The 14,039-nt window shown below is 55.3% G+C and carries 12 protein-coding genes; all 12 read right to left on the reverse strand.

Going from position 1 to position 14,039, the window contains the following annotated elements; genetic code table 11:
• Positions 1–33: 33 nt before the first annotated feature.
• The 12 genes from nuoL to lrhA all read right to left on the reverse strand — a co-directional run bounded on the left by nuoL (position 34) and on the right by lrhA (position 13,473).
• Positions 34–1,875, reverse strand: coding sequence for an NADH-quinone oxidoreductase subunit L (gene nuoL, locus ACVCAM_RS07775; RefSeq protein ID WP_447093563.1), 1,842 nt, complete (start codon positions 1,873–1,875; stop codon positions 34–36).
• The gene (nuoK, locus tag ACVCAM_RS07780) at positions 1,872–2,174 is read right to left on the reverse strand and encodes an NADH-quinone oxidoreductase subunit NuoK (protein WP_003861496.1); all 303 of its coding nucleotides are present in this window, start codon (positions 2,172–2,174) and stop codon (positions 1,872–1,874) included. The genes nuoL and nuoK overlap by 4 nt, the downstream gene beginning before the upstream one ends.
• On the reverse strand, positions 2,171–2,725 hold the full coding sequence (gene nuoJ, locus ACVCAM_RS07785) for an NADH-quinone oxidoreductase subunit J (RefSeq protein ID WP_447093564.1): 555 nt from the start codon (positions 2,723–2,725) through the stop codon (positions 2,171–2,173). The genes nuoK and nuoJ overlap by 4 nt, the downstream gene beginning before the upstream one ends.
• A 10-nt stretch (positions 2,726–2,735) precedes the next feature.
• Positions 2,736–3,278 (reverse strand): NADH-quinone oxidoreductase subunit NuoI, encoded by a 543-nt coding sequence (gene nuoI, locus ACVCAM_RS07790; RefSeq protein WP_003861491.1) that lies wholly within the window; start codon positions 3,276–3,278, stop codon positions 2,736–2,738.
• Between the two features lie 13 nt (positions 3,279–3,291).
• Entirely contained in the window at positions 3,292–4,269 is a 978-nt protein-coding gene (gene nuoH, locus ACVCAM_RS07795) for an NADH-quinone oxidoreductase subunit NuoH (protein WP_008500211.1), read from the reverse strand.
• The gene (gene nuoG, locus ACVCAM_RS07800; protein ID WP_025913145.1) at positions 4,266–6,989 is read right to left on the reverse strand and encodes an NADH-quinone oxidoreductase subunit NuoG; all 2,724 of its coding nucleotides are present in this window, start codon (positions 6,987–6,989) and stop codon (positions 4,266–4,268) included. The genes nuoH and nuoG overlap by 4 nt, the downstream gene beginning before the upstream one ends.
• Before the next feature lie 55 nt (positions 6,990–7,044).
• Positions 7,045–8,382, reverse strand: a complete 1,338-nt coding sequence (gene nuoF, locus ACVCAM_RS07805) for an NADH-quinone oxidoreductase subunit NuoF (RefSeq protein WP_008500209.1) — start codon at positions 8,380–8,382, stop codon at positions 7,045–7,047.
• Positions 8,379–8,879, reverse strand: a complete 501-nt coding sequence (gene nuoE / locus ACVCAM_RS07810; protein ID WP_008500208.1) for an NADH-quinone oxidoreductase subunit NuoE — start codon at positions 8,877–8,879, stop codon at positions 8,379–8,381. The genes nuoF and nuoE overlap by 4 nt, the downstream gene beginning before the upstream one ends.
• A gap of 2 nt (positions 8,880–8,881) precedes the next feature.
• Positions 8,882–10,684, reverse strand: coding sequence for an NADH-quinone oxidoreductase subunit C/D (gene nuoC, locus ACVCAM_RS07815; RefSeq protein ID WP_008500207.1), 1,803 nt, complete (start codon positions 10,682–10,684; stop codon positions 8,882–8,884).
• Between the two features lie 89 nt (positions 10,685–10,773).
• Positions 10,774–11,448, reverse strand: a complete 675-nt coding sequence (gene nuoB, locus ACVCAM_RS07820; protein ID WP_003861482.1) for an NADH-quinone oxidoreductase subunit NuoB — start codon at positions 11,446–11,448, stop codon at positions 10,774–10,776.
• Between the two features lie 15 nt (positions 11,449–11,463).
• On the reverse strand, positions 11,464–11,904 hold the full coding sequence (nuoA, locus tag ACVCAM_RS07825) for an NADH-quinone oxidoreductase subunit NuoA (RefSeq protein ID WP_006176516.1): 441 nt from the start codon (positions 11,902–11,904) through the stop codon (positions 11,464–11,466).
• 630 nt (positions 11,905–12,534) lie between these two features.
• On the reverse strand, positions 12,535–13,473 hold the full coding sequence (lrhA, locus tag ACVCAM_RS07830) for a transcriptional regulator LrhA (protein ID WP_220421246.1): 939 nt from the start codon (positions 13,471–13,473) through the stop codon (positions 12,535–12,537).
• Between the last annotated feature and the right edge of the window lie 566 nt (positions 13,474–14,039).

The following is a 14,039-nucleotide window of genomic DNA, read 5'->3' on the forward strand; positions in this document are numbered from 1 at the left end:
TTTCAACGAATTCGAATAAAATTCACTTAACGATCAACGCAACACCATCAGCAGCGCCAGCACGACAACCGCACCGATGCTCATGGACGCCACATACCAGCGCAGGTAACCGTTCTCGCTGTACAGCAGGCCTTTGCCTGCAAAGCGGGAAAGGATCGCCGGGATATTCATCAGGCTGTTCAGCGGGTCGCGCTTCAGCAGCCACGCGATGCCCAGGAACGGCTTAACGAAGATCATGTCGTACAGCCAGTCGAAGCCCCACGCGTTGTACCACCAGGTGCCCAGCAGGCGGCCCGGCGCACTGTTGGCCACGGCAGTGACCAGCGTACGTTTGCCCAGCCACAGCCATGCCGCAATCAGGATGCCCGCGATAGCGACCACACCGGAGGTGATTTCAAGCGTCAGAACGCGACCGTGCTCAAGCTCGGTTGTCGCCGGCAGCACGCCCTGCAGCGGAGGCACAATCATCGCGCCAACGAAGGTGGACAGTACCAGCAGCACAATCAGCGGCAGGTGATGGGTAATCCCCTTCCCTGCGTGAGCGTGAATTTGTTCTTTACCGTGGAATACGATGAAAATCATACGGAAGGTATACAGGGAGGTCATGAACGCACCGACCAGACCCGCAACCATCAGATTGATATGACCATTCGCCATGGCACCCGCAAGGATTTCGTCCTTACTGAAGAAGCCCGCGGTGATCAACGGCAGTGCCGCCAGCGCCGCGCCGCCCACCAGGAAGCAGACATACACCAGCGGGATGGACTTACGCAGTCCGCCCATTTTGAAGATGTTCTGCTCGTGATGGCAGGCCAGAATCACCGAACCGGATGAGAGGAACAGCAGCGCTTTAAAGAACGCGTGCGTCATCAGGTGGAAAATGGCCGCGTCCCAGGCCTGAACGCCCAGCGCGAGGAACATGTAACCAATCTGACTCATGGTGGAATACGCAAGTACGCGCTTGATGTCGGTCTGCACCAACGCGGCAAAGCCTGCCAGCACCAGCGTGACCGCACCTACGATACCCACCAGGTGCAGAATTTCCGGAGTCATCAGGAACAGGCCATGGGTACGCGCAATCAGGTAAACACCGGCGGTAACCATGGTCGCAGCGTGGATCAGCGCGGAGACAGGGGTTGGACCCGCCATCGCGTCGGCCAGCCATGTCTGCAACGGCAGCTGCGCGGATTTACCCACGGCACCACCCAGCAGCATCAGCGTTGCCCACCACAGCATGTTGTTGCCTGCGGCGAAGTGCGCTGGCGCCAGTTCAACCATTTCGCGGAAGTTCAGCGTGCCCAGTTCGTTGTAAAGAATGAACAGCGCGAAAGCGAGGAAGACGTCACCCACGCGGGTCACGACGAACGCTTTCATGGCCGCTGCGCCATTCTTCGGTTCGGTATAGTAGAAACCGATCAGCAGGTAAGAACACAGACCCACGCCTTCCCAGCCCAGATACATCAGCAGCAGGTTATCGGCCAGGACCAGAACCACCATGCTGGCGATAAACAGGTTGGTGTAGGCGAAGAAGCGGGAGTAACCCTCTTCACCGCGCATATACCAGGAGGCGAACATGTGGATCAGGAAGCCGACGCCGGTGACCACGGAGAGCATAGTCAGGGAGAGACCATCCAGCACCAGGTTGAAACCGATGTTGAAATCACCGACCGACATCCAGGTCCACAGCGGCACGCTGAAAGGCTGACGCCCGTTGTTAAAGAAGTCGATACCCGCATACGCTGTCACCAGCGCGGCCAGGCCAACAGAGCCCATGCCGACGGTTGCAGACAGATTCTCAGACCAGCGGCCACGAGAAAACGCCAGCAGCACGAAGCCAATCAGCGGAAAAATAATGGTTAAGGCAAGCATGTTCATCCACGCAACTCACTTACTGAATCGATGTTCAGATTCTGGCGGCGACGATGGAGCTGCAGCAACAGCGCCAGGCCAATACTCGCTTCGGCAGCCGCAAGGCTGATGGCGAGAATGTACATCACCTGACCATCGGTCTGGCCCCAGTAGCTTCCGGCGACCACGAAGGCCAGCGCGGAGGCGTTAATCATGATTTCCAGCCCGATCAGCATAAACAGCAGATTGCGGCGGATAACCAGACCAGTCAGACCCAGAACGAATAAAATCGCAGCGAGGATCAGTCCATGTGTTAAGGGGATCATGCGCGCTCCTCCGTTTTTCTTTTCGCGCGGTCGTCAGTGCGGTTGCTCAGCACCTCGCCAGCACGCTCTTCGCGGCCAACGTGGAAGGCCACAACCAGACCTGCCAGCAGCAGCATGGAGGCCAGTTCAACCGCCAGAACGTATGGGCCAAAGAGCGTAATACCGACCTCTTTAGCGCCAATCGGCGTGCCGTCGATGCCCTGATCGTTAACACCCTGAATGGCGTACACGATCACCACCAGCATGATGGCCGACAAAATTGCCGGGCCGATCCACACCTGCGGTTTTAACCACTGACGTTCCTGCTCGATTTCAGAGCCGCCCAGGTTCAGCATCATCACGACGAACACGAACAGCACCATGATGGCCCCGGCGTAGACGATGATTTCCAGCGCACCGGCGAAGTGCGCGCCCAGTGCGAAGAACACCCCGGAAATGGCCAGCAGCGAGATGATTAAGTACAGCAGCGCATGCACCGGGTTGGTGTGCGTGATCACTCGCAGCGTAGCCAGGATGGCGATAAGGCCACAGATATAAAAAGCGAATTCCATTGCCCTCTCCTTACGGTAACAGGCTCTTGACGTCGATAGGCTTGGCTTCGTTCTCTGCTTCGCCCTTATCTTTGCCGTCGATTGCCATACCCGCCATCCGGTAGAAGTTATATTCCGGGTATTTGCCCGGACCGGAAATCAGCAGATCCTCTTTCTCGTACACCAGGTCCTGACGCTTGTACTCACCCAGCTCGAAGTCTGGAGTCAGCTGAATCGCCGTGGTTGGGCACGCTTCTTCACACAGACCGCAGAAAATGCAGCGTGAGAAGTTGATGCGGAAGAACTCAGGGTACCAGCGGCCGTCTACCGTCTCGGCTTTCTGCAGAGAGATACAGCCAACCGGGCACGCTACCGCACACAGGTTACAGGCAACGCAGCGCTCGGAACCGTCCGGGTCGCGCGTCAGCACGATACGGCCACGGTAGCGCGGCGGCAGATATACCGGCTCCTCCGGGTACATCCGGGTTTCGCGTTTGGCAAACGCGTGCAGGCCGATCATCCAGATACTGCGTACCTGGGTACCGAAGCCTACCAGTAATTCTTTTAAGGTCATGGTCTATTGCCCCTTATGGCTGCTGCCAGAGAATGACAGCGGCCGTTACCAACAAGTTGACGAGCGTCAGCGGCAGGCACACTTTCCAACCGAAGGACATTACCTGGTCATAACGCGGACGCGGTAACGCTGCGCGAATCAAAATGAACATCATCATGAAGAACGCGGTTTTCAGCGCGAACCAGATGAACGGCGGTAAGAACGGGCCATGCCAGCCACCGAAGAACAGCGTTACCATCAACGCGGAAATGGTGACGATACCGATGTACTCGCCCACGAAGAACAGACCGAATTTCATACCGGAATATTCGATGTGGTAACCGTCGGCCAGTTCCTGTTCGGCTTCTGGCTGGTCAAACGGGTGACGGTGACACACCGCCACGCCCGCGATAGCAAAGGTAATAAACCCAAAGAACTGCGGAATCACGTTCCAGATGTCGGCCTGGTTGTTGACGATGTCGGTCATGTTAAATGAACCGGCCTGCGCCACCACGCCCATCAGGGAGAGACCCAGGAACACTTCGTAGCTCAGGGTCTGCGCGGACGCACGCATCGCACCCAGCAGCGAGTATTTGTTGTTACTGGACCAGCCTGCGAACAGGACCGCGTAAACCGCGAGGCCTGCCATCATCAGGAAGAACAGAATGCCGATGTTCAGGTCAGCGACCACCCAGGTCGGGCTGACCGGCACGATAGCAAACGCCAGCAGCAGCGAGGTGAAGGCGATCATCGGTGCCAGAGTAAAGATCACGCGATCCGAGAAGCGCGGGATCCAGTCCTCTTTAAAGAACATCTTAATCATGTCCGCGACCAGCTGGAGTGAACCACCCCAGCCCACGCGGTTCGGTCCGTAACGGTTCTGGAACAGACCAAGCAGACGACGTTCACCAAAGCTCATGAACGCACCACAGGTGACCACCACCAGCAGAATGACAATCGCTTTCAGAATGCTCAGCAGGATGTCGATAAGATCCGGCGTTAACCAACTCATGCTTTTGCCTCCTGCAGATTATCAAGACGCGCACCCGCCAGAACCGGCGCGATGCCAGGCATACCCATCGGCAGACCGACCTGCCCTGCTGTCAGACTTTCAGAAATAATCAGCGGCAGGCTGATGGTCTGGCCGTCATAGCTAAAGGCAATGTTCGCGCCCGCGTTAACGCCAAGCTTCGCGGCATCCGCCGGGTTGAGCTTGATGTACGGCTGCGGCATGCGGGTCTGGAAGACCGGTGAACGCTGGGACAGCTCGTCGCTACCGAACAGGTGGTAGTACGGGGCAATACGCCAGCTACCGTCCTGCGCCTGGAAGCTCGCCGGTACGGTGGTGAAGAAGTCCAGACCGGTTTCGGAGGCTTCAATCAGACGCACGCCCGGATCGCCGTGGCGCAGGGAGCCGCCCACTTCAGCCTGGAACTTGTTCCATGCCTGCGGGGAGTTCCAGCCCGGTGCCCATGCGAACGGGATTTGCGAACGCGGCGCAGACGGCTGGTTGTTCCCTTCCATGGAGAAGGCGAACATGGTGTCTTTATCCTGCGGCTGGCGCGGTTCGTGCACGCTGATGTTGGCGCGCATCGCGGTACGGCCGCTGTAACGGTGCGGTTCACGCGCCAGTTTCTGGCCGCGAATGCGGAAGCTCGCTTCAGGCGCGGCATCTTTAATGCCTGCCAGCTGAGGCAGTTTTTCCACCACCGCGTCGATAACATGGTCGAGCTGCGTCCAGTCCACTTCACGGCTCTGCACGGTGCTGTGCAGGGAGTGCAGCCAGCGCCAGCTCTCCAGCATCACGGTGTTGCTGTCGTAGTACGCCGGGTCATAAACCTGGAAGAAACGCTGCGCGCGGCCTTCGTTGTTGATAACGGTACCGTCGCTTTCTGCGAAGCTTGCCGCAGAGAGCACCAGGTGCGCTTTATCCATAATCGCGGTGCGCTGATGATCGATAACCATCACCAGCGGCGCTTTAGAGAGTGCAGCGTCGACACGCGCGGCAGAAGCATGACGATGCAGGTCGTTTTCCAGCACCACCACGGCGTCAGCGGCACCGGATTCCAGTTCGCTTAACGCAGCTTCCAGCGAGCCGCCGCCAATCATGCCCAGACCAATGCTGTTCACCGCACGGGCAATCATGGTCACGCCAACGTCAGCACCGCGGCCTTTCAGGGCTTTGGCCACGTTGGCTGCGGCCTGAATGATCTCTGCGCTACCGGCGTTGGTACCGGAAATAATCAGCGGTTTCTTCGCACCGGCCAGGGCCTGAACAATCACGTCAACCTTGTTTTGCAGGTCGCGATCCAGCTCAACGGCCGGTGAGTTGTTGTCCAGCGCGTGGGCAATGGCAAAGCCAAGACGCGCCTGATCTTCAACCGGTGCGCAGTAGGTCCACGCCGCAATATCGTCCAGACGGGTATTGTCGACGTTGGTCACAAACAGAGGGTGCTTCGCGCGCTGGCCGATGTTCAGGATTGCCGCAATCTGCCAGTCAGCCACTTTCTGCGCCGCTGCCATTTCACGTGCTTTTCCCTTCACCGCCTGACGAACCGCCAGAGCCGCGCGTGCGCCGGTCTGCGTCAGGTCTTCACCCAGCACCAGAACCGCATCATAGGATTCAATTTCGCGCAGCGCAGGGGTATGGATACCGCCTTCACGCAGCACTTTCAGTACCAGCTGCAGACGTTCCTGCTCGCCCTGGGCGATGCCGGTATAGAAGTTTTCCGCCCCGACCAGCTCGCGCAGCGCGAAGTTGCTTTCGATGCTGGCGCGCGGGGAGCCGATACCAATCACTTTCTTCGACTGGCGCAGAATATCTGCCGCGCCCTGCATCGCCTGTTCAGCGTTCAGGGTAATGAAGTCGTCGCCACGGCGCTGAACCGGCTGACGCGGACGGTCCTTCAGGTTCACATAGCCATAGCCGAAACGACCGCGGTCGCACAGGAAGTAGTGGTTAACGGTACCGTTGTAACGGTTTTCGATACGACGCAGTTCGCCGTAGCGCTCACCCGGGCTGGTGTTACAGCCGAGAGAACATTGCTGGCAGATGCTTGGCGCAAACTGCATGTCCCATTTACGGTTGTAACGCTCGGAGTGGGTCTTATCCGTGAAGACGCCGGTCGGGCAGATTTCTACCAGGTTACCGGAGAATTCGCTCTCCAGCACGCCGTCTTCCGGACGGCCGAAGTAGACGTTGTCATGTGCGCCATACACGCCCAGATCCTGACCGTCTGCATAGTCTTTGTAGTAACGCACGCAGCGGTAGCAGGCGATGCAGCGGTTCATTTCGTGAGAGATGAACGGCCCCAGATCCTGGTTACGGTGGGTACGCTTGGTAAAGCGATAGCGACGGAAGCTGTGACCGGTCATCACGGTCATATCCTGAAGGTGGCAGTTACCGCCCTCTTCACAGACCGGGCAGTCGTGCGGGTGGTTGGTCATCAACCATTCCACAACGCTTTCACGGAACTGTTTGGCTTCTTCGTCATCAATCGAAATAAAGGTGCCTTCGGTGGCTGGCGTCATACAGGACATCACCAGGCGACCACGCGTGTCTTCCGCGTTTTGATATTGCTTCACCGCACACTGGCGGCAAGCACCGACGCTGCCCAGCGCCGGATGCCAGCAAAAGTACGGAATATCGAGGCCAAGAGACAGACAAGCTTCCAGCAGGTTGTCCGCCCCGTTGACTTCGTATTCTTTGCCGTCTACATGAATCGTAGCCATTAGCATGCTTCCAGTTGGCTCGGTCGAAACCGAGCGTTAATCAAAATTCTTGTCGTTACCAGCGCGCTTTAAGCAGGTTCGGCTGAATCCCATTGATCGCATGGGTATTGCTGAACGGCTGCTTGATGCCTGCTTCAAACTCGTCGCGGAAATATTTGATCGCGCTCTGCAGAGGTTCGACGGCACCCGGTGCGTGGGCACAGAAGGTTTTACCCGGGCCTAAGAATCGACACAGTTGCTCAAGCGTTTCGATATCGCCAGGCTGGCCTTCGCCACGTTCGATTGCACGCAGGATCTTCACGCTCCACGGCAGACCATCACGGCACGGTGTGCACCAGCCGCAGGACTCACGGGCGAAGAACTCTTCCAGGTTACGCACCAGCGAGACCATGCCGATCTCGTGGTCGACGGCCATCGCCAGCGCCGTACCCAGACGGCTGCCTGCTTTACCAATGCTTTCGAATTCCATCGGCAGGTCAAGGTGGGCTTCGGTCAGGAAGTCTGTCCCTGCCCCACCCGGCTGCCAGGCTTTGAATTTCAGGCCATCGCGCATGCCGCCGGCGTAGTCTTCAAGAATTTCGCGCGCGGTGGTACCGAACGGCAGTTCCCAGACGCCAGGATTTTTCACGCGACCGGAGAAGCCCATCAGCTTGGTACCGGCATCTTTGCTTGAGGAGATGCCCTGATACCACTCCACGCCGTTCGCGAGGATAGCCGGAACGTTACACAGGGTTTCGACGTTGTTTACGCAGGTCGGTTTACCCCACACGCCGGAGCTTGCCGGGAACGGCGGCTTGGAACGCGGGTTCGCACGGCGGCCTTCCAGGGAGTTAATCAGCGCGGTCTCTTCACCGCAGATATAACGCCCAGCACCGGTGTGCACGAACAGCTCGAAGTCAAACCCGGTGCCCAGAATGTTTTTGCCCAGCAGTCCCGCTTCGGTGGCTTCGGCAATCGCGCGACGCAGATTTTCTGCCGCTTCGATGTACTCACCGCGCAGGAAGATGTAGCCACGGTACGCTTTCAGCGCGAACGCAGAGATCAGCATGCCTTCCACCAGCAGGTGCGGCAGCTGCTCCATCAGCAGGCGGTCTTTATAGGTACCCGGCTCCATTTCATCGGCGTTACACAGCAGGTAACGGATGTTCATGGATTCGTCTTTTGGCATCAGGCTCCACTTCAGACCGGTGGAGAAGCCCGCGCCGCCGCGGCCTTTCAGGCCAGACTCTTTTACCGCGTTAACGATGTCGTCCGGCGCCATGCCGCCAAGGGCTTTACGCGCACCGGCATAGCCGTTTTTGCTCTGATATTCGTCGAGCCATACCGGCTGTTTGTCATCACGCAGACGCCAGGTCAGTGGATGCGTCTCAGCAGTACGAATTACAGTTTTCATTTGTACTGCTCCAGCAGGTCAGGAATCGCTTCCGGCGTCAGATGGCTGTGAGTGTCCTCATCAATCATCATGGTCGGCCCCTTGTCGCAGTTACCCAGGCAGCAGGTTGGCAGCAGAGTAAAGCGCCCATCGAACGTGGTCTGGCCCGGCTTGATATTGAGCTTCTTCTCAATCGCAGCCTGAATGCCCTGATAACCGGTGATGTGGCAGACCACGCTGTCACAGTAGCGGATCACATGGCGGCCTACCGGCTGACGGAAGATCTGGCTGTAGAACGTGGCTACGCCTTCTACGTCACTTGCCGGAATACCCAGCACTTTCGCGATCGCATAGATCGCCCCGTCCGGCACCCAACCACGCTGTTTCTGTACGATTTTCAGCGCTTCAATGGACGCCGCACGCGGGTCTTCGTAGTGGTGCATCTCGTGCTCAATGGCGGCACGTTCTGCTTCACTCAGCTCAAAAGCCTCGGTTTGTGGTTGTTGATTCTCGTGCATAATTAGCGGTCCACATCTGACATAACAAAATCGATACTACCCAGATACACAATCAGGTCGGAGACCAGACTGCCGCGGATGGCGGACGGGATCTGCTGCAGGTGCGCAAAGCTCGGCGTACGCACGCGGGTACGGTAGCTCATGGTGCTGCCGTCACTGGTCAGGTAGTAACTGTTAATACCCTTGGTCGCTTCGATCATCTGGAAGGATTCTTGTGCCGGCATGACCGGGCCCCAGGAAACCTGCAGGAAGTGGGTGATCAGGGTTTCGATATGTTGCAGCGTGCGCTCTTTCGGTGGCGGCGTGGTCAGCGGGTGATCCGCCTTGAACGGGCCTTCCGGCATGTTGTTGAGGCACTGCTCAAGGATGCGCAGACTCTGGCGCAGCTCTTCCACTTTCAGCATCACGCGGGTGTAGCAGTCGGAAACGCCGCCGCCCACCGGGACTTCAAAGTCGAAGTTCTCGTAGCCAGAGTAAGGACGGGCTTTACGCACGTCGAAATCAATACCGGTCGCACGCAGACCTGCACCTGTTGTCCCCCACTCCAGCGCTTCTTTCGCGCCGTAGGCAGCAACGCCCTGGGAACGCCCTTTCAGGATGGTGTTGCGCAGCGCGGCTTTCTCGTAAGAGGCCAGACGTTTCGGCATCCAGTCGAGGAATTCACGCAGCAGACGGTCCCAGCCGCGCGGCAGATCGTGTGCCACACCGCCGATACGGAACCAGGCCGGGTGCATACGGAAACCGGTAATGGCTTCTACCAGATCGTAAATTTTCTGGCGATCGGTAAAGGCGAAGAAGACCGGGGTCATCGCGCCGACGTCCTGAATGAACGTGGAGATGTACAGCAGGTGGCTGTTGATACGGAACAGTTCTGACAGCATGACGCGAATCACGTTAACGCGATCCGGCACGGTAATGCCTGCCAGTTTCTCAACGGCCAGCACGTATGGCATTTCGTTGACGCAGCCGCCGAGGTACTCGATACGGTCAGTATACGGAATGTAGCTGTGCCAGGACTGACGCTCGCCCATCTTCTCAGCACCACGGTGGTGGTAGCCGATGTCTGGCACGCAGTCGACAATCTCTTCGCCGTCGAGCTGAAGAATAATACGGAAAGCACCGTGCGCAGACGGGTGGTTCGGACCGAGGTTGAGGAACATGAAGTCCTCGTTGTCGGTACCGCGCTTCATGCCCCAGTCTTCCGGTTTGAAGGTCAGCGCCTCCATCTCCAGATCCTGCTTGGCTTTGGTCAGCTCAAACGGATCGAATTCGGTAGCACGTGCCGGGTAGTCTTTACGCAGCGGGTGGCCGGTCCAGGTCTGCGGCATCATGATGCGCGTCAGGTGTGGGTGGCCGTCGAAGGTCATGCCGAACATTTCCCATGTCTCACGCTCGTACCAGTTGGCGTTCGGGAAAAGTTTGGTGATCGTCGGCAGATGCATGTCGTTTTCAGACAATGCCACCTTGAGCATGATATCCGTATTACGGTCTATTGAGATCAGGTGGTAGAAAACGGAAAAATCCGCAGCAGGGAGACCCTGGCGGTGCGTTCTGAGACGTTCGTCCATGCCGTGTAAGTCAAACAGCATGACGTATGGTTTTGGCAATTTCTTGAGGAAATCGACAACTTCCAGCAATTGTTCACGCTTCACCCAAACAACGGGTACCCCGGTGCGGGTAGCCTGAACAGTAAAGGCATCCGGCCCAAAACGGTTGCGCAGTTCGCCAATGACTGGGTCATCCAGATGATCCCGGGTCTGCCAGGCGGCTTCTTGCGCGGTTAAGTCGGTCATATTGTTCACCATTGCAAATGGTCCGTGGTGACTGTTGAGCCTGGCTTCGCGCTATTTGAGTAGTGATATGCGAAGGTGTTCTCCAGGCCTACAGGCGCAAATTAAATTTCGTCAGGCGTACGCAGATTGGTGACGGCAATACGTTCACCACGTTTACGCTCGCGCTCAGACTGCATGTTCGCGCGATACACACCCTGATCGCCAACGACCCACGACAGTGGGCGACGTTCTTTACCGATGGACTCCTGCAGCAGCATCAGCGCCTGCATGTAGGCTTCCGGACGAGGCGGACAACCCGGGATGTACACATCCACTGGGATAAATTTATCTACGCCCTGTACGACAGAATAGATGTCGTACATACCGCCAGAGTTAGCACATGCGCCCATGGAGATAACCCATTTTGGCTCCAGCATCTGGTCATAAAGACGCTGAATAACAGGTGCCATCTTGGTAAAGCAGGTACCGGCCACCACCATCAGGTCAGCCTGACGTGGGGAAGCACGCAGTACCTCTGCCCCAAAACGCGCAACGTCATGCACCGCAGTGAATGACGTCACCATTTCAACGTAGCAGCAAGAAAGGCCAAAGTTGTAAGGCCAGATGGAGTTCTTACGACCCCAGTTGACCATATCGTGCATGGCATGTTCGAGTTTGCCCATGTACACGCTTTTATTGACTTCTTGCTCCAGGGGGTCGGTTACGATCTCCTGTTTTTGCAGGGGGTAACGGTCATTCTCACCGTTAGGATCTATGCGGGTGAGCGTATAATCCATCTTATTGCCTCGCTGTTACTGCTGACGATTAGAGATACTGTTTTCCGGGTTGATGTGTTCACGACGTGAACGCGCAGGCGTCCAGTCAAGCGCGCCAATACGCACCAGATAAACCAGACCGGCCAGTAGCACTAAAATGAAAATTGCGGCCTCGACAAAGCCCACCCAACCACTTTCGCGAATGGAGGTAGACCACGCGAAGAGGTAAAGCGCTTCCACGTCGAAGATGACGAAGAACATGGCTACCAGGTAAAACTTGGCAGACAGGCGTAAGCGAGCGGTACCTACTGAATCAATACCTGATTCGAAAGGTGTGTTTTTGTGCCTTGCACGGGCGCGACCGCCCAGGAACCAGCCGCCGACTAACATCAGGCAGCACAGGCCAATGGCTACAATAAGAAAGATTGCGAATGCCCAGTGATGAGCGATGACTTCTGTGGATGTTGACATACTCATTGCTTACTCATCAAAAGTGATACCAACGACACTGCTCTTGCTGGCAGATGGGCATCACATCGATTCATGGGGAGGAACAAATAACCTTACACTAACTGTCAGAAATGAGACGTAGACAGCAAAATGATGGGGTTTTTTACTCCTTTCTATAACCTATTGTCAACTTTAACAAAGGTTTCTTCACATTAAATTACATCGAGCGATTCTCATTAACATTTGGTGCCCTTTAACCCTGGTGGGTACATGACTTTCCGTCAAATGTATGTTGTTGAATCGTGTCCGTTTCGGAAGTAAAAAAAATAACCCTCCTATTTTGACAGGATTTGCCAACGATTCCTCCCCCCAAATAGGAGTATTTTCTTGATCTGCGACACGCTTTTGTTAATTCAACCTGGAAAACGGCAACATATTTCCTGTTTTTTTAACATAGGGGGGATATGGATGAAGTTAGAACGGAAAACGGATGAGTTTTAATCAAAAGCATTTAGCTTATTGATAAATAGAGGATATCCCGGAAATCCACACGGCATACACGGGTATTATTGCTAAAAAAAAGCCACTGCATGTGAAAATCACACGAGTGGCTTTTTTTTACACTTACATTTTGTTACCAGAATTTTGAGCTGGCGATCACTCAAAATCCCCTTCAACGATCAGGGAATCATCCCCCCCTTCGGAGGTAACGCGCTCGAACTGCCACGGGTTATGGTAGTTTTCCATCGCCTCGAACACCACCTTTGCCAGCTCGTTATGGCTGGACGAATTATGGCAGAGCAGATATTCCGTATCCGGCAGCGCAGGCAGGCCATCGGATTTTCCCAGAACGCGCAGATCGGGGCTCATCATTTCTACCGGACGGGCGGTAACACCCAGACCGGCTTTCACGGCGGCACGCACCGCTGGCAGCGTGGACGCCACATACGCCAGACGCCACGGAATATTGGCCTCATTCAGCGCCGTCAGCACCATATCGCGGAACGGGCTCGGGTCATCCAGTAACACCAGCGGCACCGGCTCGCCTTTTTGCAGCACGTATTCGGCCGCGCAATACCAGTGCGTAGGTGATGTTCGCAGCGTCAGGCAATCAAACTGCCCGGGACGATGCGTGGTGACCACCAGGTCGACTTTATTCTCATTTAACATCTCAACCATAAAAGCATTACGCTTTACGCTAACGTCCAGCACAAGCTTCGGATAAACCGAACTGATGCGATTGAGAAGAAACGGCAATATAGTATCCGCCGACTCATCAGATGCACCTAACGTTAGCACGCCCTGAAGGTTGCTAAACATTAATGACATACATGCTTCATCATTAAAGCGAAGAATTTTCCTGGCATAACCCAGAAGCTGAATACCGTGTTCCGTTAAGAGCTTATTACGCCCGTGACGGGCAAATAGCTCTTTACCAACCAGTTGCTCCAGCCGCTGCATTTGCTGGCTGACGGCGGACTGAGTTCGGCAAACGGCGGCAGCAGCTGCTGCAAAAGTGTTGAGATCGGCGACCGCAACAAACGTTCTCAGCAGATCGAGGTCGAGATTCATTATCGGACGATTTGCATTTATCATATCTATTCACTTTCAGGTTGCTCGTGCGGAGCTGCCCGGGTTGAAGCTGTGTGTGTACAGTTAAGCAATTCCCTCTGAAGATTTTCCCTCGCATCCCGGCCCGGCAGACTGCCTGACAGATAGTTATTGTGCTGCTTTATATCAACAGTCAGAAAGCACGTTTCATGACGTTATTTTTATTCTCTTAAACGTTCAGGATATTTAGATGTTCGCAGGTTTATGTAAATTACATTAAAGGTATAACACCTTTTCTGCCATCTGTATCGCAGCGCTGTCAACGTAGCAGGAGATGTGCGACACATTCCAGCCAGAGATAACTCTAACAATAACAATCAATTAATTCAGAAAACCAGTGTCAGATATACAAAAAACGTGCATCTGTCCTCTGCTTTCCTTGAAGACATCTTAACCCAAATCCACTTTATTTATAAGTCTTATTGCAATATTAAGGATTAAAGAAGAATGTTAAGCTTCTAAACTAATTTTATTAAAATTAACTAAAGTTGCATTTTATAGGTTAATAATAAATAAATTTTAATTTAGATTAAGACTATTCATTAATGGCA

It is taken from the genome of Enterobacter sp. CFEC122 (assembly GCF_052983755.1).